Genomic DNA, 21,668 nt, shown 5'->3' with positions numbered 1-21,668 from the left:
GGCGGGGTGTTCATCGGCCGGATGTCGATCGGCGGGGTGCTCATCGGTCCTCCGTCGGGGTCGCGCTCGCGCCGCCGAGCACGATGTCCCACCGGTAGCCGAGCGCCCAGTCGCTCACGGTGGTGTCCATGTCGAAGCCGGCGATCATCCGGCGCCGGGCCCGCTCGTCGCGGACCGAGTTGAAGATCGGGTCGTAGGCGAACAGCGGGTCGCCCGGGAAGTACATCTGGGTCACCAGGCGCTGGGTGAAGGCGGTGCCGAAGAGCGAGAAGTGGATGTGCGCGGGACGCCAGGCGTTGTGGTGATTGCCCCACGGGTACGCGCCGGGCTTGATCGTGACGAACCGGTAGCGGCCCTCGTCGTCGGTCAGACAACGGCCGGCGCCGGTGAAGTTGGGGTCGAGCGGGGCGGGGTGACGGTCGCCCTTGTGCGGGTAGCGGCCGGCCGCGTTGGCCTGCCACAGCTCGACGAGTTGCCCGCGCAGCGGCCGACCCGACTCGTCCAGCACCCGACCGCCGACCACGATGCGCTCGCCGAGCGGTTCGCCGACGTGTTGCGCGGTGAGGTCGGCGTCGAGCGGGTGTACGTCGGCGACGCCGAACACCGGGCCGGTGCGCTCGGTGGCGCCGCTCGGCGGGATCACCAACGGCCGCCGGGGGCTGCGCAGTTCGGTACTGCGGTAGGCGGCGAAGTCGAACTCGGGGAGGCGGCGCGGGGGTTCGGGTGCATGGCGGTCCGGTCGGCCGTCGGTGCGGTCGTACGGGATGGTCATCGGGCGACTCTCCTCAGTTCTCCACCGTGACGGCCAGGCCCTGGCCGACGCCGATGCACAGTGCGGCCATGCCCAGGCCGCCGCCCCGGCGGTGCAACCGGTGCGCGAGCGTGCCCAGGATCCGGGCGCCGGAGGCGCCGAGCGGGTGGCCGAGCGCGAGCGCGCCGCCGAGCGGGTTGACCACGGCCGGGTCCACCTCGGGCCATTCGCCCAGGCAGGCGAGCGCCTGGGCGGCGAATGCCTCGTTGAGTTCGACCGCGTCCAGGTCGGCGAGGCCGCGACCGGCCCTGGCCAACGCGCGGCGGCCCGCCTCGACCGGGCCGATGCCGAACCTGCGCGGGTCCACGCCGTGCACGCCGCTCGCGGTGATCCGGGCCAGCGGCTCGCGGCCGATGGCCCGCAGTCCCGCCGCGTCGGCCACGAGCAGCGCGGCGGCGCCGTCGTTGAGCGGCGAGGCGTTGCCCGCGGTGATCGTGCCGTCCGGGCGAAATGACGGCTTCAGCCCGGCCAACACCTCCGGGGTGCTGCCGGGCCGGACCGACTCGTCCCGGATCAGGTCCACGCCGGGGACCGGGATCACCTCGTCGGCGAACGCGCCGGCGGCCCATGCGGCGGCGGCCCCGGCGTGCGACGCGGCGGCGTAGGCGTCCTGCGCCTCCCGGGTCACGCCGTATTCCGCCGCCAGTTGCTCGGTCGCCTCGCCGAGGCCGACCGTCCATTCGGCGGGCATGCGCGGATTGACCATGCGCCAGCCGAGCGTGGTCGAGTGCAGCGTCTCGTGGCCGGTGGGATAACCCCGGCCGGGCTTGGCCAGCACCCACGGCGCGCGCGACATCGACTCGACCCCGCCCGCGACCACGATCGAGGCATCGCCGACCGCGACCGCGCGGGCCGCCTGGATCACCGCCTCCAGGCCGGATCCGCACAGCCGGTTCACCGTGACGCCGGGCACCGAGGCGGGCAGTCCGGCGAGCAGCACCGCCATCCGCGCCACGTCCCGGTTGTCCTCGCCGGCCCCGTTGGCGGCGCCGAACACCACGTCGTCGATGCGCTCGGGGTCCAGGTCCGGCGCCCGGTCGAGCAGGGCGCGCAGCACGGTCGCGGCCAGATCGTCCGGCCGCACCCCGGCCAGCGCGCCGCCGTGGCGACCGATGGGCGTGCGTACGGCGTCCACCAGATAGACGTCCTCGAGCCCGTTCATGCGCTCTCCCCTGCGGCGGTGATGTCGTACCGCCCACCGTGCCGCCTGCCGCCCGCCCGCCGGGCGCCCGGTTTCCGCTCAGCGGAAGCGCACACCCTCGATCGAAGTCGAACATTTGCCCGGATCGGGCCCCGTGGACGGCCCCCACGGGACTAGCCTTCGATCGCCCGCCGCGGCGGCGCGCGGCACACCCACGGGGAGGACCGACACATGGCAATGCGCAAGGCGACCATGCAGCGACAGGTCGCGGAGGTGGTGGCCGCGGCCGTGCCCGGCGACGAACCGCTGTGCACGATGTTCGTGGTCCGCGGGCCGAACCCGATGTTGTTCGCGCTCTTCGGCGGCATCGGCGCGCTGATCGGGGCGTCGATGTCCGACTACTACTTCTTCACGGTCACCCGCCAGGGCGTGCTGTTCCACCGCGCGAGCTCGCTGAGCAGCAGGCCGAAGGAGGTGGCCTACGCGCTGACCCACGCGGAGGCCGGGGCACTGCTGAGCGGGTTGGAGACGAAGACGACCTGGAGCCGGATGTTCTTCCACTTCCCCGGCAAGGACAAGCCCGCCAAACTCAACTTCCCGCGCCCGTGGCGCACCGAGGGCGAGTGGATCTTCCGCTACCTCACCGACGCGTACGCGGCGTCCGGCGGCGTTCCGCACGGCGGCGGCCACCCGGGCCGGATGCCGAACCAGTACGCGCCGCAGGCGGCGAGCCAATACCCGGGTCAGACACCGCAGCAGTACGCCGGCCAGGTGCCGCAGCAATACCCGGGCCAGGCACCCGGCCGGTACGCACCGCAGCCGCCCAACCAGCCGCCGGGCCGGTACGCGCCGCAGCCTCCGCACCAGCCGCCCGGCCAATACCCGGTACAGGGCTGATCCGCCCCGGCGCGCGCCCGATTGAGGTCGGCCCGGCGCGCCGGGGATGACGGCCCGTCAGCCGGTGACCCGAACCACGTACTTGCCCGCGCCCCGCCCCGCGGCGAGCAGGTCGTGCGCGGCCGGAACCTCGGCCAACGACGACAGTTCGGTGACCGGGAAGTCCAGCCGGCCGCCCGCGAGCAGGTCCAGGGTGCCCCGGATGGCCCGGGCCACCCGCCGGGGCGCGCCCGCGACCAGGCCGCGATGGCTGAAGCCGGTCACGGTGATGTTGCCGCCGATCAGTCGACCGGCCGCCGGCATCGGGTCGAGCGCGCCGCCGGAGGCGTTGCCGAACAGCACGATCCGGGCACCGGTCGCCGCCGCGTCCAGGTCCAGGGCCAGCGCACTGGTGCCCAGCGGGTCCAGGATCACATCCACGCCGTGGCCCTCGTTGGCCGCCCGGATGGCGTCCGCGTCCGCCTCGTCGCGCACGAACACCTCGTCGTAGCCGCTCTTCCGGGCCGCCTCGACCTTCTCCGCCCGGCCCACCGTGCCGATCAGCCGACCACCGCCGAGCAGCGGGACCAGTTGCGCCAGCGCACTGCCGATGCCACCGCTCGCGGAGTGCACCAGGACACTGTCCCCCGGGGCGAACCGACCCGCCTCGGCCAGCAGCAACATCGCCGTGGCCAGGCCCAGTGGCACCGCCGCCGCCGTGCGCAGCGACACCTCGGCGGGCACGGTCATGGTCAACCCGGCGCGGGCAATGGCCACTTCGGCGAGGCCGCCGCCGTCGGGCACCGCCGCGACCCGGTCGCCGACCGCCAAGCCGACCACGTCCGCGCCGACCTCGCGCACCGTGCCGGCGACCTCCAGGCCGGGGCGATACGGCCAACTCCGGACATATCCCGGATCGCCGCGCCGGGCCATCACGTCCATGAAGTTCAGCCCGGCGTACGCGACGTCGATCGCCACCTCGCCCGGGCCCGGACGGGGCACCTCCACGTCCACGATCCGCGACCGGCGCGCGTCCCCCGGCTCGGTCATCAGCAATGCGCGCATGTCCGTCCCCGTCCACGGTTACGATGTTCGACGTACGTCGAAAGTAGTACCACGATGATCGGGGACGCCGGGCAAAATCACCGCCAAGGCGGTCGGGGAAACCCTCCGCGCGCCGGGACCCGTGGAGAAGAGGAGCCGCCCGTGCCCCGCTCGCATCGACGGCGCCCGGCGCCGGTCCACGTGGCCACCGCCGAGATGAACGTGCTCGACGTACTGCACGCACTGTCCGACCCGACCCGGATGACCATCACCCGCACACTCCACGCCGACCCCGAGCGCGCGTGCGGCACCTTCCCGGTCGAGGTGGCCCCGTCCACGCTCAGCCACCACTTCCGGGTGTTGCGCGAGGCGGGCGTGATCCATCAGCGCGAGGACGGCAACCGCCGGCTGACCACGCTGCGGCAGGCGGATCTGGAGGAACGCTTCCCGGGATTGCTCGCGGCGATCCTGGGAGCGTACGAGCGGCAGGCGACCGGGGACGGCTGAGCCCTGCGGGCCCGGGTCGCCACCCGCCACCCGGCCGACCGCCATCCCCCACCCGCTACCCGCTACCCGCGCAGCGGCAACGGCATTGGTATGGCAGGCAGTCCGTCAATGCTCGCGATGTTGTACGGCTTGGTGCCGACGTACTCGACGAACTCCTCGTCGGTCTTGCGGGCCATGTACTCCTCGTGCAGAGTCCGCTCCTCGCGATAGTCCATGAACGGGACGGCGAACCCGCACGTGTCGCTGATCAGCTTCGCCCGCACCACCACCACCGCACGCAACCCGGCCGCATCCGCGTCACCGAAGCGGGCCACCAGGTCCACGAAGCGCGGGTCGTCGCGGAAGACCGGCTCGCCCACACCGTGCACCCGCACGATCTTCGGCGGCCCCTCGAAAGCGCACCACATCAGGGTGATCCGGCCGTTCTCCCGCAGGTGCGCGATGGTCTCGGCGTGGCTGCCGCCGAAGTCCAGGTAGGCCACGGTCTGTTCGTCCAGCACCAGGAGGGTGCCGGCCCGCCCCTTGGGCGACACGTTGACATGGCCGTCGTCGGCGAGCGGCGCGCTCCCCACGAAGAAGACGGGTTGGTCCTCGATGAACTTGCGCAGTCGGTCGTCGATCCGCTCGTACGTTTTTCCCATGTCCGCATTATCCGACGTGGGTCGTTCCACCCCGGGCAATATCCGGGCCGTCCCGATCCGCGGACGCGTATCCCACCATGTGGCCACCCGCAGTGCACGCGACCTGCACCGATCCGTCGCCGTCGCCGTCGCCCACGGAGGCACCCGTGCCGTCAGTACGACCGGACCGCCGCCCGCACCCCCGCGAGCGCGGTCGGCGCCACCGAGACCGCGTCGCAGCCGAGCCGGACCAGATGCGGCAGGACCGCCGGATCCGCCGCCGCGTCGCCGCACAGCGACACCGCGCGCCCGTGCGCATGGCCCGCCCGGATGGTCTGCGCGATCGCGTCCAACACCCTCGGGTCCGCGGCGGAGGCGGGCGTCAGTCGGGGGTCGTCCCGGCTCAGGCCGAGCAGCCGCGAGGTGAGGTCGTTGGTGCCCAGGGACAGGAAGTCGGCGTGCTCGGCGAGATCGTCCACCTGGTTCAGCACCTGGGGCAGTTCGACCATCGCGCCCAGTGGCGGCGGGAGCAGGCCCAGACTCGCGCACGCGTCGGCGAGCAGGCCGCGCACGTGCTTGATCCGCCGGGGGTGGTCGACCATCGGCAGCAGCAGCGCCACCTCGACCCCCGTGTCGCTCGCCGCGCGCATCACGCCGCGCAGTTGTGCGGTCAGCGCGTCGGGTCCGGGCAGCGTGATCCGCCGGTCGCGCAAAAACGGCGGGCGTTTGTCGCCGGTGAAGTCCAGCGTGCGCACCACCACCAACCCCGGCGGCACCGCGGCCAGCACCGGGGTCAACATCGCCACGTGCCGTTCCTCGTCCGGCCAGCCGGACTCCTCGGTCAGGAAGGGCAGTTCGGTACGCAGCAGGCCCACTCCCTCGGAGCCGGCCTCGCCCGCCGCGAGCGCGTCCGTCACGGTCGCCACATTGGCCCGCACCCGGATCCGGCGCCCGTCCCGGGTGATCGCCTGCCCCGCGCCGCCACCGGGTACCCGCCGCGGCGCCGGGATGGTTCGTACGCCCGCGCCCGCGTTGGCCTCGACCGTACCCGCCTCGCCGTCCACCAGGATCAGGTCCTCGGCCAGCTCGGCCAGTGCCGCCACCGGGATGCCGAGGACCAGCGGGATGCCCAACGAGCGTGCCACGATGGCCAGATCCCCGGTCGGCCCGCCCCGCTCGGACACCGCCGCCGCCGGCCGCGCGCCACGCAGCAGGTCCATCGCGGCCAACTCCTCGCCGACCAGCACCGCCGGCGCCCCGCCCGGCGGTGCACCGCCCGTCGGGTCCTCGCCGCGCAGCAGCGCCTCGGCCTGGCGGCCGATATCGCGCACGTCCACCGCCCGCTCGGCGAGCAGTTCGTCGTCGAAACCGGCCACCACGTCGGCGAATTCGCGCACCGCCTCGGCGAGCGCGTCGATCGGCGCCAGGCCCGCCGCGAGCTGTCGGGCCGCGCCGTCGCGCAGCTCGCGGTCCCGGGCGATCAGCGCGGCGAACTCGACGATGTCGGCCTCCGCCGCCCGGCCGCGCGTGCGCAGCGCCCCGGCCAGGTCGTCCATGTGCCGGGCCACGGTGTCCAGCGCGGCCGGGATGTCGGTCGGCGGCACCGGGTCCGGCCGGGCCGCCGGTGCGCCGACCCGGGCCGCCACGAGGCGGCCGACCGCGGACCCCGGCGCGGCTCCCGTGCCGCGCAGTACCGCGCTCACGCGACCCGCATGCGGTCGCGGCCGGCGCAGTGCAGCTCTCCCACGGTGCGTCCTCTTCCTTCCACGTCGTCCCACCCGCCGCAGACCGGCACGCGTGCCCGCGGGCACGCGAGTTCGACCCGGCGGACGACAAACCGCCCGGTCCAGGCACACAGTCTGATGGACACGCGGACGCTGTCCAGCCGAGCCGCCCACAAAGGAGCCGGCGGAGCACGGCGTAGGAAGAGGCGGGATGCGCCGAACGGGGCCCGCCAACCGCTCGAGCGGCCTTCTCGGCTCACGCGACAGCCGCGCGCGACGGCCGGGCCGAGGCGTCGCGTCGGCCGATCCGACGAACGAGCCGACGGCCGGCTCAGGCAGTGTCGTCGGCCTCGCGGTAGCGAACGGCGGAGAGGTCGTCGACGAAGCGGCCCATCAGCGCGCCGAGGGCGGCGAGGTCCTCGTCGGACCAGCCCGACAGCGCGTCCTCGAAGTGCCGGTCCCGCACCCGACGCAGCCGGCGGACCACACCGCGACCCTTGGGGGTGAGGCCGACCCGGGTGATCCGGCCGTCGCGCGCGTCGGTGGTGCGGGTGACCAGCTCGTCCGCCTCCAGCTTGCGCAACTCCCGGCTGACCAGCGACATGTCCATCCGGGCGAGCTTGGCCAGATCGCCGATCGCCAGGCCGCCGCCGCCCGCCTGCAACCGGGCCAACAACACCACGGCCGGCTGGGAAACCTGGGCGCGCGAGGCGCTGGTGAGTTCACCGTGCACACGACGGCTCTGCTGGAGCCGGATCAGGCGTTCGAGCGCGGTCTGGACGTGGTGCCGCGACTCGTGTCGTTCCGGAGTGGGCGACTCGGCTGACGGGGGCACTGGACGAGTCCTCCGGGAGGGAAACAACGCCGTACGGTTTCGTATGGCGGAGGCGGGCGTTCCACAGTCTAGGTGCGCGCCCCTACCGGTCGAAGGTAATTGATGGAGTCCAGCATTGACACGTGTAGGGGCCGGTGGTTGGCTGCGCGCGTCATGATCGACGCCGGGCCCAGGACCGTCGTCGAACCGATCGATTCCCCCGGGAGACCAGCGTGTTCGCACTCGACGGCAGGGCCGCGCTGGTGACCGGCGCGGGGCAGGGCGTCGGCGCGGGCATCGCCCGACTGCTCGCCGCGCAGGGCGCGATCGTGGCCGTGAACGACCTCGACGCCGAGCGCGCCGAGCAGACCTCGGCCACGATCCGGGACGCCGGCGGCCGGGCATACCCCGCCGTGTTCGACGTGACCGACCCCAGGGCCGCACTCCTGGCGATCCGCGCCTTCGAACGCGCCGTCGCACCGGTCGACATCCTGGTCAACAACGCCGGCAACGGCGGCGCCGCGGCATTTCGCCCGACCCGGTTCCGGGAGACCGTGCCCGAGGACTGGCAACGCTTCGCCGACGTCAACCTGTTCGGCGTGATGGCGTGCACCAAGGCGGTGCTCGACGGGATGTGCGCGCGCCGCTTCGGACGGGTGATCACCATCGCCTCGACCGCCGGGGTGAGCGGCCAGGCGTTCGGCATCTCGCTGTACGGGGCCGCCAAGGGCGGCGCCATCGCCTTCATGCGCCACCTCGCGATGGAGACCGCACGCGACGGCGTGACCGCGAACACGGTCGCGCTCGGCCTGATGGACCCACGCCCCAGCGGACGCGAACTCGCGCACACCGCCGGACAGGCCGAGCGCATACCGGTGGGCCGCCTGGGCACCCCCGAGGACGCCGGGGCGATCTGCGCGTTCCTCGCCTCGACCGAAAGCGCCTGGATCACCGGCCAGACCCTCCAGGTCAACGGCGGCGCGATCACCACCTGACCCCCGCGAAATCGCGCGCGCACCCCTGGATCGCTCGACGCATGTGTGCTGCACTGATTACCGAACCCGCGAGTAACAATGCGCGATCGGAGTGAGCGGCATGACGGCCGAGGCGGCTGAACCGAGCACGACCGACCCGAACCCCAGGACCTGGCCAACCGACGTCCCACTCGCGGACCTGGACTTCTGGTCGGGCCCCCTGGCTGCCCGCGAACAGGGCTTCGCCCGGCTGCGCGCCACCTGGCCGATGCCCTACTACCCGGAGCCGGAGAGCCCACTGGAGCCCGGCCCCGGCTTTTGGGCACTGACCCGGCACGCCGACGTCGCGGAGGCGACCCGGCGCCCGGAGGACTTCTGTTCGGGGCAGGGCTCCACCCACATACCCGACTTCCCGCCGGGCTTCGGCGAGTTTTTCGGTTCCATGATCGAAATGGACGATCCCCGGCACCAGCGGCTGCGCCGGATCGTCGCCCGCGCCTTCACTCCCAGAATGATCAAGCAGTTCTCCGAGGACGTGGACCGTACCGCCCGAACCATCGTCGACGACGTTGCCGAACGCGGCTCCTGCGACTTCGTCACCGACGTCGCCGCCCGCCTGCCGCTCGACGTCATCTGCGACATGATGGGCGTGCCGAGCACGGACCGCCGCTTCGTCTTCGAACGCTCCAACGTGATCCTCGGCGTCGCGGACCCGGAATACGTGCCCCAGGAGGGCGGCGGCCACATCGAGGCGCTGCTCACGGCCGGTGCCGAACTCGCCGAACTGATGCGGGATCTGGCCGAGTTCCGGCGCGGCACCCCCACCGACGACGTGACCTCCGCGCTGGTCAACGCGGAGATCGACGGGGAGAGCCTGAGCGCGGACGAACTGGCCTCGTTCTTCATCCTGTTGCTCGCCGCCGGCAACGAGACCACCCGCAACGCGATCTCCCACGGACTATGGCTGCTGACCGAGAACCCCGACCAACACCACCTGTGGCGCTCGGACTTCGAGCGGTACGCCCCAACCGCCGTCGAGGAGATCGTCCGCCTGGCCTCGCCGGTGGTATGGATGCGGCGCACCGCCGTCCGGGACACCGAATTGAACGGCAAGCAGGTCCGAAAGGGCGACAAGCTACTCCTGTTCTACTGGTCGGCAAACCGCGACGAAACGGTATTCACCGCCCCGATCCGGTTCGACCTCACCCGCGACCCGAACCCCCATGTCGGCTTCGGCGCACGCGGCCCACACTTCTGCCTCGGCGCACACCTGGCGCGCCGCGAAATCACCCTGCTGTTCCGCGAGTTGCTACACCGCCTGCCGGACATCCGAGTGGTGGGCGAGCCACAACGCCTGCGCTCGATGTTCATCAACGGCATCAAACACATGACCTGCGAATACACCCCCACCCCACGCCCCCACCCGGGAACCTGACCACGCCATCGTGCCGAGCAGCGGAGCACAGCGGAACCAAAACCACGCCCCACCCAGCAGCAACACCGGTGAGCCCCACCCCGACCCCGGCCCGCCCCCGCAGCGGAGCCGCAACCCACCACGCCCCGGCAAAGCACAATGGAACCGAAACCACGCCCACCCAGCGGCAACGCCCCTCGGGCCCCACTCCGGGGGCTCTCACGAACCTGGCCCGTCCTTGCCGCCCCCAGGCCACCCCGGCGGCGGTGGGGCGCAGCGGAGCCGCAACCCACTGCGTCACCGGTGAAGCGCAGCGGAACCGGAACCACATCCCCCCAGCGGCAACGCCACCGGGCCCCACTCCGGGAGCACTCACGAACCTGGCCCCACCCCCGACCCCGGCCCGCCCCCGCAGCGGTGGAGCGCAGCGGAGCCGCAACCTCGCTGCGTCACCGGTGAAGCGCAGCGGAGCCGGAACCCGGCGCCGCGCAGCGGCAACGCCCCCCTTCCGCCCCCCGACGGAGCGCAGCGGAGGAGAAGCCACTCCGCCTCCGGTCACGAACCCGGCCCCCGCCCAGGCGCGGCCATGGTCGTGAGGGCCGGCAGGTGAGCCGCGCCGGGGTCGGGCCCGCGCCGGGGTCGGGCCCGCGCCGGGGTCGGGCCCGCGACCGGGCAAAGCCCCCATCGGGGAGGAGGCGAAGTGATTCTCCTCCGCTTCGCTCCGTCGGGGGGCGGAAGGCGGGGGGGCGTTGCCGCTGCGCGGCACCGAGGGGGTTCCGGCTCCGCTGCGCTCCACCGGTGACGCAGCGAGGTTGCGGCTCCGCTGCGCTCCACCACCGCCGAGGCGGCCTGAGGGCGGCACGGAGAGGCCAGGTTCGGCAGCGCCCCCGGACTGGGGCCCGAGGGGCGCTGCCGCTGCGCGGCACCGGGACCCGGTTCCAATGCGCTTCACCAGGCGCAGCGGGTTGCGGCTCCGCTTGGCTCCACCGCTGCCGGGGCGGTCCGAGGGCTGAGGCGGGGCCAGGTTCGTGAGAGCCCCCGAAGTGGGGGCCCGGGGCGTTGCCGCTGCGCGGCACCCGGCTCCGGTTCCGCTCCGCCGGCGGCGCAGCGCGTTGCGGCTCCGCTCGAATCAGCGCTCGGACTCGGGCGGCCCGGCCTCGGTCGCGGACCCGGCTGCCGTCCCGGGCTCGGACTCATCCTTGGGCGCGGGGTCGTCCTTGAGCGTGGGGTCGTCCTTGGGCGCGGACTCGGCTTCGCTGTCCGGCCCGGCGTCCGACCCAGGCTTAGGCGTGCCGTTCGACGCAGGCTTGGACGCGGACTCAGGCCCGGCATCGGCTCCAGGCGCGGGCGCAGGCGCGGCCTCGGCCTCGCCGTCGGATTCGTCCCCCGCCCCCGCCGCGGCGCCGGTCGGGGCATCGTCCCCCGACCCCGCCCCGGTCCCGGCCTCCGTCGCAGCCGACTCGTCCCCCGACGCCACCCCCGCACCCGGCTCCGCACCCGAGCCGCCCTCGGGAGCCCCCGGCGCCCCCGGCACCGACGTCGGGTCGATCAGCGCGTCGATCCGCTCGGCGGCCGGCAGCTCGCCTCCGGGGGTCACCGCGTCCACCACACTCGGCAGCGTCGCGGCGAGCGCGGCTGCGGTTTCCTCCTTGGTCAGGCCCGCCCGACCCGCCAAGCGGACCATCTCGTCCTCGCCGAGCGCGTCGGTGAGTTCCTTGCCGCTCACCGGCTGATTGCGCCCGGTGTCCACCCACGACTGGGCCTGCTCGTCGAGTCCGCCGTCCCGCAGCCGCTGCACCAGCGCCCCCAGGCCGCCCGAGCCGCCCCGTCGACTCAGCAGACCGAGCAGTACTCCCGCCAGCGCCCCGTTTCGACCGCCGCCCGGCCCACCGAGCAGGTTGCCCAGGATGCCGCCGAGTCCGCCGGGGAGGCCCATTCCGCCGCTCATCCGTCTTCTCCCTGCGCAGGTAGCCCAATCAGGCTCCCATAGTGGGGTAAATGGGACAGCAGTTCGCGGTGGGCACGTCGGCAGTACGCCCATCGGGCGACGAGTCGATCAGCGGGTCGGGTCGAACAGCACCTTGAGACAGCCGTCCGTACGATCCGCGAAGGTGCGGTATCCGGCCGCCGCCTCGCTCAGCGGCATCCGATGGGTGAACACGTCGACCGGGACCAGTCGGCCGTGCCGGATCAGCGGGATCAGCGTCGGCCAAGTGGCCGCCACCGGCGCCGTGGTGAAGCGCAGCGTGACATTGCGGATCAGCAGCAGCGGCACGGCGATCGGGAACGCGAAGTTCGCGTCCACCCCCACCACCGAAACGGTGCCCGAACTGCGCACCGAAGCGATCGCCGCGCTCAGCGTCGCGTCCTGCCCGACCGCCTCGATCACCGCATCCGCCCCGAGCCCGCCCGTCGCCGCCCGCACCTGCTCGGCCACGTCCGCCCGGGTCGCGTCGATCGGCTCCGCGCCGAGGCGTTCGGCCATCGCGAGTCGTTCGGGCACCCGGTCGGCCGCCAGGATCCGCCCCGCGCCGAGCACTTGGGCCGCCTGCAGCGCGTACAGCCCCACCGGCCCGAGCCCGATCACCAGCACCGTGGCACCGGGCGTGATGTCGGCCCGGGTCGCCGCCGTCCAGCCGGTCGGCAGCGCGTCGGTGAGCAGCACCGCGTGGTCCACGGAGACGTCCTCGGGCACCGGCAGGAGCCACGCGTCGGCGGCCGGCACCGCCACCGCCTCGGCATGCCCGCCCGGCAGCCCGACGTCGCCGCCCAGCACCCGCACGCCGCCGCCCACACAGTCGATCGGATTGCCGGCCCGACACCCCGGACACCGCCCACAGCCGATCACCGGCGACACCAGCACCCGGTCGCCCACCGCGATCCGGCCCACGTCCGCGCCGATCTCGATCACCGTGCCGACCACCTCGTGCCCCGGGCGCAGCCCGACGGCCGGGAACTCGCCCTCGTAAAAGTGCAGATCGGAGCCACACAGGGCGCTCGCGGTCACCTGGACGATCGCCCCGTCCGGACCGGCGAGCACCGGGTCCGCGACCTTTTCCACGCTCACGTCCCGGGTTCCGTTGACGACAACGGCACGCATGTCCACTCCCTGGCTGGTTCGAATACCCGACCTGCGGCGTCACACCCGACGCCCCCGGTAACACTGTTACAGAAGCCGTGTGAAGCCAACCCTCGACGGCCCCGAAACCGCCCGGCGTGACGTTCGTCCCACGGCCCGCCGAGCCGCGCGCGCACGTCGGTACGGTGATCTCCATGTCGCTGTCGCAAGCCCTGCGCGGGCACGCCCGGGGCGCCCTCTCCCGCGCCGCGCACCGAGGCTGGCGGGCACTGCAACGGGCGGGCGCGATCACCTCCGAGCAGCCCGGTCCGTACCGCTTCCGGCGGCTGGGCGCGGACAGCAAACTCGCCTTCCCGGTCGGCTCGGTGTTCGGCGAGGAGTGGATCACCGTGGGCGCCGGCTGCATCATCGGCGAGCACGTCACGCTGTCCGCCGGCCTGGCCCCGGGGCACGACCTGGGCAGCGCTGCGGTGGTCACCATCGGCGACCGGTGCACGATCGGGCGCGGGAGCCACATCGTCGGTCATCGCTCGATCACCATCGCCGACGACGTGTGGACCGGGCCGTACATCTACATCACCGACCAGAACCACAGCTACGCCGACCCGGATCGGCCGATCGGCACCCAGTGGCCGATCAACGAGACCGTGGAGATCGGCCCGGGTAGTTGGCTCGGCGCGGGTGTGATCATCCTGCCCGGCGCCAAACTCGGCCGGAACGTGGTGGTCGCCGCCGGCTCCGTGGTGCGCGGCACGGTGCCCGACCACAGCGTGATCGCGGGCGTGCCCGCGAAGGTGGTCCGCCGACGCACCGAAGCCGGCTGGGACCCGCCGCTGCGGCACACCCCCACACCGCTCCCGGACGGGATCACCCACGACGAACTGGTCGCCCTGCTCACCGAGTACGACGCCTCCGGCGGCCAATAGGCCGGGTCGGTGGGACCCACCGGGTTCCACGTGAAACCGTCGACCCGGGCCGGACGTACCGCGCCGGCGCGCGAGGTCGCCCCCACCACCCGACCCCGCACGCCCGACCCGACGCGACCCGAGTCACGCCATCACCCGGTCACGAGCTCACACACTCGCTCGTCTCACGCCTTCAGCCCCGACAACCGCAACTGCACACCCACCGCGTCCAGCACCCGCGACTGCTGCCCCCACTGCCATCCCGGCACCGTCCAGTCGGCGTCGAGCATCGAGATCGACACCGAGCCCTTGCCGATCGCGGTGGTGTCCGCGTTGCGCACCGGCTCGTCCACGTTCGGCGCCAGGCCCAGGTCCAGCTTGTAGCAGGTGTCGCAGGACGGGTCCTTGACGTAGCTCACCGCCAGGAAGTCGGCCTCGCCCACGTTCGTCATCTCCACCCGACCGGTCGGCTTCGCCGGGTAGTTCACGTTGAGCGTGGTGTGCGCGGGCAGCAGCGGGCCGGTCCGGCGCGCGGTGGCGGCCAGTCGGTTCACCAACTGCGTCGCGAAGGCCGTCGCCTGCGGCATCTGCGGGAACGGGTTGCGCGGATCGGCGGTGCTGTACTCGGCGCTGAACGCCACCGCCGGGATGCCCTTCTCCGCGGCGGTGATCGACGCGCCGACCGTGCCCGAGTGGTTCGTGGTGGCGCCGATGTTCTGCCCGGGGTTGATCCCGGTGACCACCAGGTCCGGCTTGCGGTCGCGGAAGACGTTCGCGAGCCCGAACGAGACCGAGTCGGCGGGCGTGCCCGCGACCGACCAGATGCCGGGCTCCACCTCGGACGCCTTGACGATCGAGCCGGGCGTGGCGTTGATCCCGGTGCCCTTGCCGGACTGGTCGGTGGCGGGCGCGACGATCACCGCGTCGTGCCCGGCCGCGCGCAGCGCCTTCTGCAGGGCTCGGATGAACGGTCCCTGGTGCCCGTCGTCGTTGCTGATCAAAATGCCGAGTTTGCGCGGCGCCTGCGCACCGCGCGCGTCGTCGCTCGCGACCGCCACGGGCGCGCTCGCCGCGAGCAGCGCGGCGGCGGTCGCCCCCACCGCGAGGGTCACCACACGTTTTCCACCGAATATGGCCATCTCGTCCTCCGTAGGCAAGAAGGTCTGCACGCGCCGAACCGCCCCGCGCGACCGACGGAATCGGTGTCGCGGGTTCCCCGTGCGCAACGCGGAACGGCTGGGCGAAACCCGCGTCGACCCGACCTGGAACGGTGGGCGAAGTACGGGTCGAACGACGTGTACGGAGGGGTGAATCGGACGGAATGCACCCTGCGATTCGACACGTGTCAGCCGGCGGATAGCGAAACTAGGGTCATCGGTCGGACATTGCAATGGGCACGGGCGGGCGATTCGGCCCACCTTGCACTGCCGGGCCAAACCGACCGGGCTCGGCCGAACTCCTGGTGCACCACCGTGATCTGACGCCGCATCAGTCGACTGGCGGGCCGGCCGGGCCCCGGGCGCACCCGCGCGCGCCGGGTCCGGCCGGACCGTCGGCGTCGACGGTCCGGGCCGTAACGGTCACCGACGCCGACGCGGCCGACGCCGACGTCCTCCTCCGTTCGGACCACGCCGAGACCGCACCGACCGGATGCCTCCGGTCGATGCGGGCGGTGGTCCGGTAGCCGCCCCACGCGTGCCACTTCCGGAATTCAACATCATTTCGGTCAAAACGTGCTCAAGCACCACACGTGACACGCCATCTCGTCCCAGGTGTCATCCGAAAAGATCACCGCACGGATAACACCCCGGTATCGGGGGCAGTAAACCCGCCATGTTGGGGCTGCCGAACACCATCCACGCGCTTCTCTTCGACCTCGACGGGGTCCTCACCCAGACCGCCAAGGTGCACGGCGTCGCCTGGAAGGAGACGTTCGACCACTTCCTGCGCGAACGCGACGGCGCCGACTTCACCCCGTTCGACCCCAGACGCGACTACGACACGTTCGTGGACGGCAAGCCGCGCCTGGACGGCACCCGTTCCTTCCTGGAGTCGCGCGGCATCGAACTGCCCCTGGGCGACGAGGGCGACCCGCCGGGCAGCGCCACCGTGTACGGCCTGAGCAACGCCAAGAACGAGCTGGTGTTGCGGCTGATCCACGACGGGGGTGTCGAGGTCTATCCCGGCTCGGTGCGCTACGTACACGCCGCCCGCGCGGCGAAGCTGCCGTGTGCCGTGGTGTCCTCCAGCGCCAACTGCGAGGACGTGCTGCGCGCCGCGAACATCCGCCACCTGTTCGACACGATCGTCGACGGCCTGGTGGCCAAGCGCGACCACCTGAAGGGCAAACCGGCGCCCGACACCTTCCTGGCCGGGGCGAAGGCGCTGGGCGTCGCCCCCGCGCACGCGGCCGTGTTCGAGGACGCGCTGGCCGGCGTCGCGGCGGGCCGGGCCGGTGACTTCGGCCACGTGGTGGGCGTGGACCGGGTCGGACAGGCCGAGGAACTACGCAGGCACGGCGCGGACGTGGTGGTATCGGATCTCGACGAACTCCTCGCCGACCCGAGCAACGACACCGCCGGCGACCGAAGCGGTGACCCGGCGGCCGGGCGGCCCTCGGCGGAAGGCACGGCATGAGCACCGAACACCCCTACACCGTCGAGCCATGGGGCATCACCGAACAGACCCTGGACCCGGACCACCTGCCCCAGTCCGAGTCGGTGTTCGCGCTCTCCAACGGCCACATCGGACTGCGCGCCAACCTCGACGAGGGCGAACCGCACGGCCTGCCCGGCACCTACCTCAACGGCGTCTTCGAACTGCGCCCGCTGCCCTACGCGGAGGCCGGATACGGCTACCCCGAGTCCGGTCAGAGCGTCATCAATGTCACCAACGGCAAGATCATCCGGCTCCTGGTCGACGACGAGCCGTTCGACCTGCGCTACGGACAGACCCAGGACCACGAGCGCTCGATCGACTTCCGCGAGGGTGTGCTGCACCGCCGCGCGTTGTGGACCTCGCCCGCCGGCCGCACCGTCCGGGTCACCTCCAAGCGGCTGGTCTCGCTCACCCAGCGCTCGATCGCCGCGATCGAGTACGAGATCGAACCGATAGACGGCCCCGCCCGGATCGTGCTCCAGTCGGAACTGGTCACCAACGAGGAACTGCCGCTGCCGAACGCCGACCCGCGCGCCGCCGCCGTCCTGGAGGCGCCGCTGCGCCCCGAAGAGCACACGCACAACGGCGGCAAGGCGATCCTGGTACACCGCACCGAGCACAGCGGGCTGCGCGTCGCCGCCGGCATGGACCACGAGATCGACGGTCCCGAGGGCATGTACATGGAGACCGAGAGCGCCGCCGATCTGGCCCGGTTCAGCGTGACCACCGTGCTCGACCGGGGCGCCAAGCTGCGGATCGTCAAGTACATCGCCTACGGCTGGTCCTCCACCCGCTCGCTGCCCGCGCTGCGCGACCAGGTGGCCGCCGCGCTGACCGCCGCCCGCTACACCGGGTGGGCCGGCCTGGTCGCCGAACAGCGCGGCTACCTCAAGGAGTTCTGGGACAACTCCGACATCGAGGTCGAGGGCGACGTCGAACTGCAACAGGCGGTGCGCTTCGCGATGTTCCACGTGCTCCAGGCGGGCGCGCGGGCCGAGGAGCGGGCCATCCCGGCGAAGGGGCTGACCGGGCCGGGCTACGACGGGCACTGCTTCTGGGACACCGAGGTGTTCGTCCTGCCGGTGCTCACGTACGGGCTCCCACACGCGGTCGCCCAGGCGCTGCGCTGGCGGCACTCGACGCTGCCGCTTGCCCGCGAGCGCGCCGCCCAACTGGGCCTGCGCGGCGCGCTGTTCCCGTGGCGGACGATCCGCGGCGAGGAGTGCTCGGGCTACTGGCCCGCGGGCACCGCCGCGTTCCACATCGGCGCGGACATCGCGGTCGCCGTCGCGCGCTACGTCCGGGCCACCGGCGACCGGGACTTCGAGCGCGACTTCGGCCTGGAGATCCTGGTCGAGACCGCGCGGATGTGGCGCTCGCTGGGCCACCACGACGCGGAGGGCCGATTCCGGATCAACGGGGTCACCGGCCCGGACGAGTACAGCGCGCTCGCCGACAACAACGTCTACACCAACCTCATGGCGCAGTCGAACCTGCTCGCCGCGGCCGACTCGGTGGGCCGCCACCCGCACGAGGCCCGCGCCCTGGAGGTGAACACCGAGGAGGCGGCGAGCTGGCGCGACGCGGCGAGCGCGATGTACATCCCCTACGACGAGGACCTGGGGGTGCACCCGCAGGCCGACGGCTTCACCAAGCACCGGATCTGGGACTTCGAGAACACCCCGCCGGACCACTACCCGCTGATGCTGCACTACCCGTACTTCGACATCTACCGCAAGCAGGTGGTCAAGCAGGCCGACCTGGTGCTGGCCATGCAGGTGCGCGGCGACGCGTTCACCGACGAGCAAAAGCGCCGCAACTTCGACTACTACGAGGCGCTGACCGTACGCGACTCGTCCCTGTCGGCCTGCACCCAGGCGGTCATGGCGGCCGAGGTCGGCCATCTCGAACTGGCCCTGGACTACACCGCCGAAGCGGCCCTGATGGACCTGCACGACCTGGCCAAGAACACCAAGGACGGCCTGCACATGGCCTCCCTGGCGGGCACCTGCGTGGCACTGGTCGCGGGCTTCGGCGGGCTGCGCGACCACGGCGAGCGCATGTCCTTCAAACCGCGCCTGCCGGTCGGACTGACCGCGCTGCGCTTCTCGTTGTCGGTGCGCGGCGCGCGGCTGCGGGTGGAGACCACCCACGAGCACACCACGTACACGCTGCGCGAGGGCGCCGAGATCCCGTTCCTGCACCACGGCGAGGAGCACACGCTGATCCCCGGCAAGCCGATAACGCTCGACATCCCGGAGCTCACCCGGGACACCCCGCCGGGGCAGCCCGCGGGTCGGGCCCCGGTGCGCCGCCAGGGCGTCCCGGAGACCCACCCCACCGGGTCCAGCCCGGGCTGATCGGGCCGGGGGCCGCGACGCCGGCCGCGCCGGTCTCGACGCGCGCACCTCTGGCCTTGACGTCCACGTCAAGGTCTACCGTTTCGAACATGCGCATCGGAGAACTGGCTGAGCGCGCGGGGACCAGCACGCGGGCCCTGCGCTACTACGAGCAACGCGGCCTGCTGTCGGCCCGCCGGACCAGCAGCGGCTATCGCGACTACGACGAGGACGACGCCCGACAGGTGCGCGAGATCCGCGCGCTCCTGGACATCGGCTTCGATCTGGAGGAGACCCGGCCGTTCGTGGAGTGCCTGCGCGCCGGGCACGACGCGGGCGACGAGTGCCCGGCGTCGCTGGCGGTTTATCGCCGCAAACTGGCCGAACTCGACGCGTGCATCGACCGCATGCAGGCCATCCGGGCGCACCTGGCCGGCCAACTCGAACAGACCGAGCGGGCGCACGCGGGTGGCTCCGCCGAGCGGGCGCCCGGGCCGGCCACGCCGGCGCTCGCCGCCGGCGCGACGCTGCCCGAGGCGCCGGAACCCCGCTGCGCGCTGACCTCGGGGTCGGCCGCCGCGCCCGCAGCGCCCACCACGCCCCTCAAGGAGTCCCGATGAGTGCTCACGTCCCCGATGTCCAGGACGCCGATTTCGACACCGCCGTGTTGCGCGCCGACCGGCCGACCCTGGTCGAGTTCACCGCCGACTGGTGCCCGCCGTGCCGCCAGATGGTGCCGGTGCTCGAACAGATCGCGATCGAGCGGCCGAACCTGGGCGTGGTCAAGCTCGACGTCGACCGCAACCCGGCCACCGCGGCCCGCTACGGCGTGTTGTCCATGCCGACGTTCCTGCTCTTTCGCGACGGGGAGCCGGTGAAGCAGTTCGTCGGGGCCCGCCCCAAGCGCTGGATCCTGGCCGAACTCGCCGACGTGATCGACGCCGGGCCCGCCCGCGCCCGGTAGATTCCGAGGATGGCCGGCGCCCCCAGGATCACCTTCACCACCGACTACGGCCTCGCCGACGCTTTCGTGGCCGCGTGCCACGGAGTGATCGCCGGCATCGCGCCTGCCGTACCGGTGGTGGACGTGACCCACCAGGTGCCGCCCGGTGACATCCGGCGCGGCGCGCTGGTGCTGGCCCAGACGGTGCCGTGGTTCCCGGTGGGCAGCGTGCACGTCGCGGTGGTCGACCCCGGTGTGGGCACCGCCCGACGGGCGATCGTGCTGCGGGCGGGCGGGCACCTGCTGGTCGGGCCGGACAACGGGCTGCTGATGTGGGCCGCGCGCGAACTCGGCGGGCCGGCGCAGATCCGCGAGATCGCCAACCCCGCGCTCACCCTGACCCGGATCTCGCGGACCTTCCACGGCCGGGACGTGTTCGCGCCCGTCGCCGCCCACCTCGCGGCGGGCACCCCGTTCGCCGAGGTCGGGCCGGCCGTGACCGACCCGGTCGCACCGGCCGAGCCCGTGTCGGGCGAGGTGTTGACCGTGGACCACTTCGGCAACGTGCAACTCGCGCACTCGACGGCCGAGTTCGCCGGCGCCGACACGCTGCGGATCGAGGTCGGCGGGCGCGTGCTCACGGTTCCCCTGCGCGGCACCTTCGGCGAGGTGGCGGCGGGGGAACTCGTCGCGTACGCGGACTCCGCCGGCTTCCTGGCGATCTCGCTCAACCGGGGCGACGCGGCGACCCTGCTCGGAGTCCGCGCCGGCGACCGGATCGAGGTCCGTCCCGGGTGAGGACCGCCTACTTCAGGGTGGGCTGCTGGTTCTCGAACCAGACCTGGTCCAGGGCCGCCTTGCAGCTCTCTCCGGCGGCACAGGTGAGCGCGACGTCGTTCGAGCCCTCGTTGAGCTGCACCATGTTCCAGGTGCCGGTGACGGTGTTGGTGCCGTAGTTCTTGAGCTTGGCCTTGTTCGTCGTGTCCTTGCCGTTGACCAGGATCGACAGGTTCTGCTGCTCGGAGGTCGTGTTGAGGAACTTCACCGCCAGGTAGTAGGTGCCCTTCTTCGGCACCTCCACCTTCCAGGTGATCGTCGACCCGGGGGCGGACATGTCGATCAGGCCCTTGCCCGAGGACGACGCCACGCCGGCCACCGCGACCGCGCCGCCGGAGGGCGAGGCGTCCTCCGCCTCCACCATCGCGAACTTGCCGCCGGGCGCGGTGGTCGGAGCCGTGGACGGCGACGCAGTCTGCGACGGGCCCGCGCTGGTCTGCGTACCGGCGCTCGTGGCCGGCGTCTTCGCCTTGTCGTCCTTGCCGTTGTCACGGGTCAGCAACAGGCCGGCGACCACGCCGATCACCACCAGGACCGCCACCGCCGCGCCGATCATCACGCCGCGACCACCACCGCCGCCGCCCCCGCCGCCGTGCGATTGCCGGGGCTGTTGCGGAGGTTGCGCGCCGCCCTGCTCGTGCTGGGCCGGGATCGCCGCCTGCGGCTGGGTATGCGCGGGCGGCTGGGCGTAATTCATCTGCCCGACCTGCACATATTGCGGCATCATCCGATTGGCGGAAGAACCGTACGCACCGGTCGTCCCTGTCCCGTCGCCCGCTTCCTCACCCGGCGCCGGCCGATAGAGGTACCCGTACGGGTCTTCAGGTTCACCGTTGGTACCCGCCGTCATCGGGTAGTCCTCCCTACGTGCGCCAGGCCAAGCTTTGTCAATACCAGGCATCACACTAACGGGCGACGGGTGCGACAAGTGGTGTTGTCCGCGTGACGGGACTGTCACGAAAACGCCCTACTGAGGCGTACG

20 protein-coding genes are annotated in these 21,668 nt (G+C 72.5%); 10 read left to right on the top strand and 10 right to left on the bottom strand.

All coding sequences use genetic code 11. From position 1 onward, the window contains the following. Nucleotides 1-40: 40 nt before the first annotated feature. Complete coding sequence (pcaH, locus tag ACFXKZ_RS40380) at nucleotides 41-772, bottom strand: protocatechuate 3,4-dioxygenase subunit beta (protein WP_380008963.1); 732 nt, start codon at nucleotides 770-772, stop codon at nucleotides 41-43. 13 nt (nucleotides 773-785) lie between these two features. Continuing rightward, a complete protein-coding gene (locus tag ACFXKZ_RS40375; RefSeq protein ID WP_380008960.1) occupies nucleotides 786-1,973 on the bottom strand; it encodes a thiolase family protein in 1,188 nt (395 codons plus the stop codon). 210 nt (nucleotides 1,974-2,183) lie between these two features. On the opposite strand from ACFXKZ_RS40375, the gene ACFXKZ_RS40370 reads away from it, so the two are divergent. Beyond that, the gene (locus ACFXKZ_RS40370; protein WP_380008957.1) at nucleotides 2,184-2,849 is read left to right on the top strand and encodes a hypothetical protein; all 666 of its coding nucleotides are present in this window, start codon (nucleotides 2,184-2,186) and stop codon (nucleotides 2,847-2,849) included. Between the two features lie 57 nt (nucleotides 2,850-2,906). Here the strand turns inward: ACFXKZ_RS40370 and ACFXKZ_RS40365 are convergent, their stop codons facing one another. Then, nucleotides 2,907-3,893 (bottom strand): zinc-binding alcohol dehydrogenase family protein, encoded by a 987-nt coding sequence (locus ACFXKZ_RS40365; protein WP_380008954.1) that lies wholly within the window; start codon nucleotides 3,891-3,893, stop codon nucleotides 2,907-2,909. A 141-nt stretch (nucleotides 3,894-4,034) separates the two neighbouring features. Between ACFXKZ_RS40365 and ACFXKZ_RS40360 the strand changes: the two genes are divergently transcribed. Beyond that, on the top strand, nucleotides 4,035-4,379 hold the full coding sequence (locus ACFXKZ_RS40360; RefSeq protein WP_380008951.1) for an ArsR/SmtB family transcription factor: 345 nt from the start codon (nucleotides 4,035-4,037) through the stop codon (nucleotides 4,377-4,379). Nucleotides 4,380-4,441: 62 nt separating this feature from the next. Here ACFXKZ_RS40360 and ACFXKZ_RS40355 read toward each other — a convergent pair whose 3' ends face one another. The 3 genes from ACFXKZ_RS40355 to ACFXKZ_RS40345 all read right to left on the bottom strand — a co-directional run bounded on the left by ACFXKZ_RS40355 (nucleotide 4,442) and on the right by ACFXKZ_RS40345 (nucleotide 7,558). Continuing rightward, entirely contained in the window at nucleotides 4,442-5,020 is a 579-nt protein-coding gene (locus ACFXKZ_RS40355) for a pyridoxamine 5'-phosphate oxidase family protein (protein ID WP_380008948.1), read from the bottom strand. Between the two features lie 152 nt (nucleotides 5,021-5,172). After that, nucleotides 5,173-6,702: a putative PEP-binding protein gene (locus ACFXKZ_RS40350; protein ID WP_380008945.1), complete on the bottom strand. Its 1,530-nt coding sequence runs from the start codon at nucleotides 6,700-6,702 to the stop codon at nucleotides 5,173-5,175. A 352-nt stretch (nucleotides 6,703-7,054) separates the two neighbouring features. Next, on the bottom strand, nucleotides 7,055-7,558 hold the full coding sequence (locus ACFXKZ_RS40345; protein WP_380008942.1) for a MarR family winged helix-turn-helix transcriptional regulator: 504 nt from the start codon (nucleotides 7,556-7,558) through the stop codon (nucleotides 7,055-7,057). 212 nt (nucleotides 7,559-7,770) lie between these two features. On the opposite strand from ACFXKZ_RS40345, the gene ACFXKZ_RS40340 reads away from it, so the two are divergent. Next, nucleotides 7,771-8,532, top strand: coding sequence for an SDR family NAD(P)-dependent oxidoreductase (locus ACFXKZ_RS40340; protein WP_380008939.1), 762 nt, complete (start codon nucleotides 7,771-7,773; stop codon nucleotides 8,530-8,532). Between the two features lie 100 nt (nucleotides 8,533-8,632). Continuing rightward, a complete protein-coding gene (locus ACFXKZ_RS40335; RefSeq protein WP_380009223.1) occupies nucleotides 8,633-9,946 on the top strand; it encodes a cytochrome P450 in 1,314 nt (437 codons plus the stop codon). 1,108 nt (nucleotides 9,947-11,054) lie between these two features. Here the strand turns inward: ACFXKZ_RS40335 and ACFXKZ_RS40330 are convergent. Both ACFXKZ_RS40330 and ACFXKZ_RS40325 read right to left on the bottom strand, forming a co-directional pair. After that, entirely contained in the window at nucleotides 11,055-11,873 is an 819-nt protein-coding gene (locus ACFXKZ_RS40330; protein WP_380008936.1) for a YidB family protein, read from the bottom strand. Nucleotides 11,874-11,981: 108 nt separating this feature from the next. Continuing rightward, nucleotides 11,982-13,025 (bottom strand): zinc-binding dehydrogenase, encoded by a 1,044-nt coding sequence (locus ACFXKZ_RS40325; protein WP_380008933.1) that lies wholly within the window; start codon nucleotides 13,023-13,025, stop codon nucleotides 11,982-11,984. Between the two features lie 173 nt (nucleotides 13,026-13,198). Here ACFXKZ_RS40325 and ACFXKZ_RS40320 point away from each other — a divergent pair, with 173 nt between their 5' ends. Beyond that, nucleotides 13,199-13,930: an acyltransferase gene (locus ACFXKZ_RS40320; RefSeq protein WP_380008930.1), complete on the top strand. Its 732-nt coding sequence runs from the start codon at nucleotides 13,199-13,201 to the stop codon at nucleotides 13,928-13,930. 164 nt (nucleotides 13,931-14,094) lie between these two features. On the opposite strand, the gene surE is transcribed toward ACFXKZ_RS40320, so the two are convergent. Then, on the bottom strand, nucleotides 14,095-15,048 hold the full coding sequence (surE, locus tag ACFXKZ_RS40315) for a 5'/3'-nucleotidase SurE (RefSeq protein WP_380008927.1): 954 nt from the start codon (nucleotides 15,046-15,048) through the stop codon (nucleotides 14,095-14,097). A 694-nt stretch (nucleotides 15,049-15,742) separates the two neighbouring features. Here surE and ACFXKZ_RS40310 point away from each other — a divergent pair. The 5 genes from ACFXKZ_RS40310 to ACFXKZ_RS40290 all read left to right on the top strand — a co-directional run bounded on the left by ACFXKZ_RS40310 (nucleotide 15,743) and on the right by ACFXKZ_RS40290 (nucleotide 20,647). Next, complete coding sequence (locus tag ACFXKZ_RS40310; RefSeq protein ID WP_380008924.1) at nucleotides 15,743-16,546, top strand: HAD family hydrolase; 804 nt, start codon at nucleotides 15,743-15,745, stop codon at nucleotides 16,544-16,546. Continuing rightward, nucleotides 16,543-18,927 carry a glycoside hydrolase family 65 protein gene (locus tag ACFXKZ_RS40305; protein ID WP_380008921.1) on the top strand — a complete coding sequence of 795 codons (2,385 nt, stop codon included), beginning with the start codon at nucleotides 16,543-16,545 and terminating at the stop codon, nucleotides 18,925-18,927. Before ACFXKZ_RS40310 ends, ACFXKZ_RS40305 begins: the two co-directional genes overlap by 4 nt. Nucleotides 18,928-19,016: 89 nt before the next feature. Further along, on the top strand, nucleotides 19,017-19,526 hold the full coding sequence (locus ACFXKZ_RS40300) for a MerR family transcriptional regulator (RefSeq protein WP_380008918.1): 510 nt from the start codon (nucleotides 19,017-19,019) through the stop codon (nucleotides 19,524-19,526). Then, a complete protein-coding gene (locus ACFXKZ_RS40295; protein ID WP_380008915.1) occupies nucleotides 19,523-19,870 on the top strand; it encodes a thioredoxin family protein in 348 nt (115 codons plus the stop codon). The genes ACFXKZ_RS40300 and ACFXKZ_RS40295 overlap by 4 nt, the downstream gene beginning before the upstream one ends. 9 nt (nucleotides 19,871-19,879) lie before the next feature. Continuing rightward, nucleotides 19,880-20,647, top strand: a complete 768-nt coding sequence (locus tag ACFXKZ_RS40290; protein ID WP_380008912.1) for an S-adenosyl-l-methionine hydroxide adenosyltransferase family protein — start codon at nucleotides 19,880-19,882, stop codon at nucleotides 20,645-20,647. A gap of 7 nt (nucleotides 20,648-20,654) precedes the next feature. Here the strand turns inward: ACFXKZ_RS40290 and ACFXKZ_RS40285 are convergent, their stop codons facing one another. Next, nucleotides 20,655-21,383, bottom strand: a complete 729-nt coding sequence (locus ACFXKZ_RS40285; protein WP_380008909.1) for a hypothetical protein — start codon at nucleotides 21,381-21,383, stop codon at nucleotides 20,655-20,657. Nucleotides 21,384-21,668: the final 285 nt, after the last annotated feature.

It is taken from the genome of Embleya sp. NPDC059237 (assembly GCF_042754105.1).
GTDB lineage: Bacteria > Actinomycetota > Actinomycetes > Streptomycetales > Streptomycetaceae > Embleya.
Note: the sequence above shows the minus strand (reverse complement) of the source record. Positions and strands in the feature narration are given on the sequence as shown.

Excerpts from the sequence above, each read along its gene's own strand:
- ACFXKZ_RS40320 (WP_380008930.1), top strand. The coding sequence starts at position 13,199 with ATGTCGCTGTCGCAAGCCCTGCGCGGGCACGCCCGGGGCGCCCTCTCC.
- ACFXKZ_RS40285 (WP_380008909.1), bottom strand. The coding sequence starts at position 21,383 with ATGAATTACGCCCAGCCGCCCGCGCATACCCAGCCGCAGGCGGCGATC.
- ACFXKZ_RS40330 (WP_380008936.1), bottom strand. The coding sequence starts at position 11,873 with ATGAGCGGCGGAATGGGCCTCCCCGGCGGACTCGGCGGCATCCTGGGC.
- pcaH (WP_380008963.1), bottom strand. The coding sequence starts at position 772 with ATGACCATCCCGTACGACCGCACCGACGGCCGACCGGACCGCCATGCA.
- ACFXKZ_RS40325 (WP_380008933.1), bottom strand. The coding sequence starts at position 13,025 with ATGCGTGCCGTTGTCGTCAACGGAACCCGGGACGTGAGCGTGGAAAAG.
- ACFXKZ_RS40375 (WP_380008960.1), bottom strand. The coding sequence starts at position 1,973 with ATGAACGGGCTCGAGGACGTCTATCTGGTGGACGCCGTACGCACGCCC.
- surE (WP_380008927.1), bottom strand. The coding sequence starts at position 15,048 with ATGGCCATATTCGGTGGAAAACGTGTGGTGACCCTCGCGGTGGGGGCG.
- ACFXKZ_RS40335 (WP_380009223.1), top strand. The coding sequence starts at position 8,633 with ATGACGGCCGAGGCGGCTGAACCGAGCACGACCGACCCGAACCCCAGG.
- ACFXKZ_RS40290 (WP_380008912.1), top strand. The coding sequence starts at position 19,880 with ATGGCCGGCGCCCCCAGGATCACCTTCACCACCGACTACGGCCTCGCC.
- ACFXKZ_RS40305 (WP_380008921.1), top strand. The coding sequence starts at position 16,543 with ATGAGCACCGAACACCCCTACACCGTCGAGCCATGGGGCATCACCGAA.
- ACFXKZ_RS40365 (WP_380008954.1), bottom strand. The coding sequence starts at position 3,893 with ATGCGCGCATTGCTGATGACCGAGCCGGGGGACGCGCGCCGGTCGCGG.
- ACFXKZ_RS40355 (WP_380008948.1), bottom strand. The coding sequence starts at position 5,020 with ATGGGAAAAACGTACGAGCGGATCGACGACCGACTGCGCAAGTTCATC.
- ACFXKZ_RS40370 (WP_380008957.1), top strand. The coding sequence starts at position 2,184 with ATGGCAATGCGCAAGGCGACCATGCAGCGACAGGTCGCGGAGGTGGTG.
- ACFXKZ_RS40295 (WP_380008915.1), top strand. The coding sequence starts at position 19,523 with ATGAGTGCTCACGTCCCCGATGTCCAGGACGCCGATTTCGACACCGCC.
- ACFXKZ_RS40300 (WP_380008918.1), top strand. The coding sequence starts at position 19,017 with ATGCGCATCGGAGAACTGGCTGAGCGCGCGGGGACCAGCACGCGGGCC.
- ACFXKZ_RS40310 (WP_380008924.1), top strand. The coding sequence starts at position 15,743 with ATGTTGGGGCTGCCGAACACCATCCACGCGCTTCTCTTCGACCTCGAC.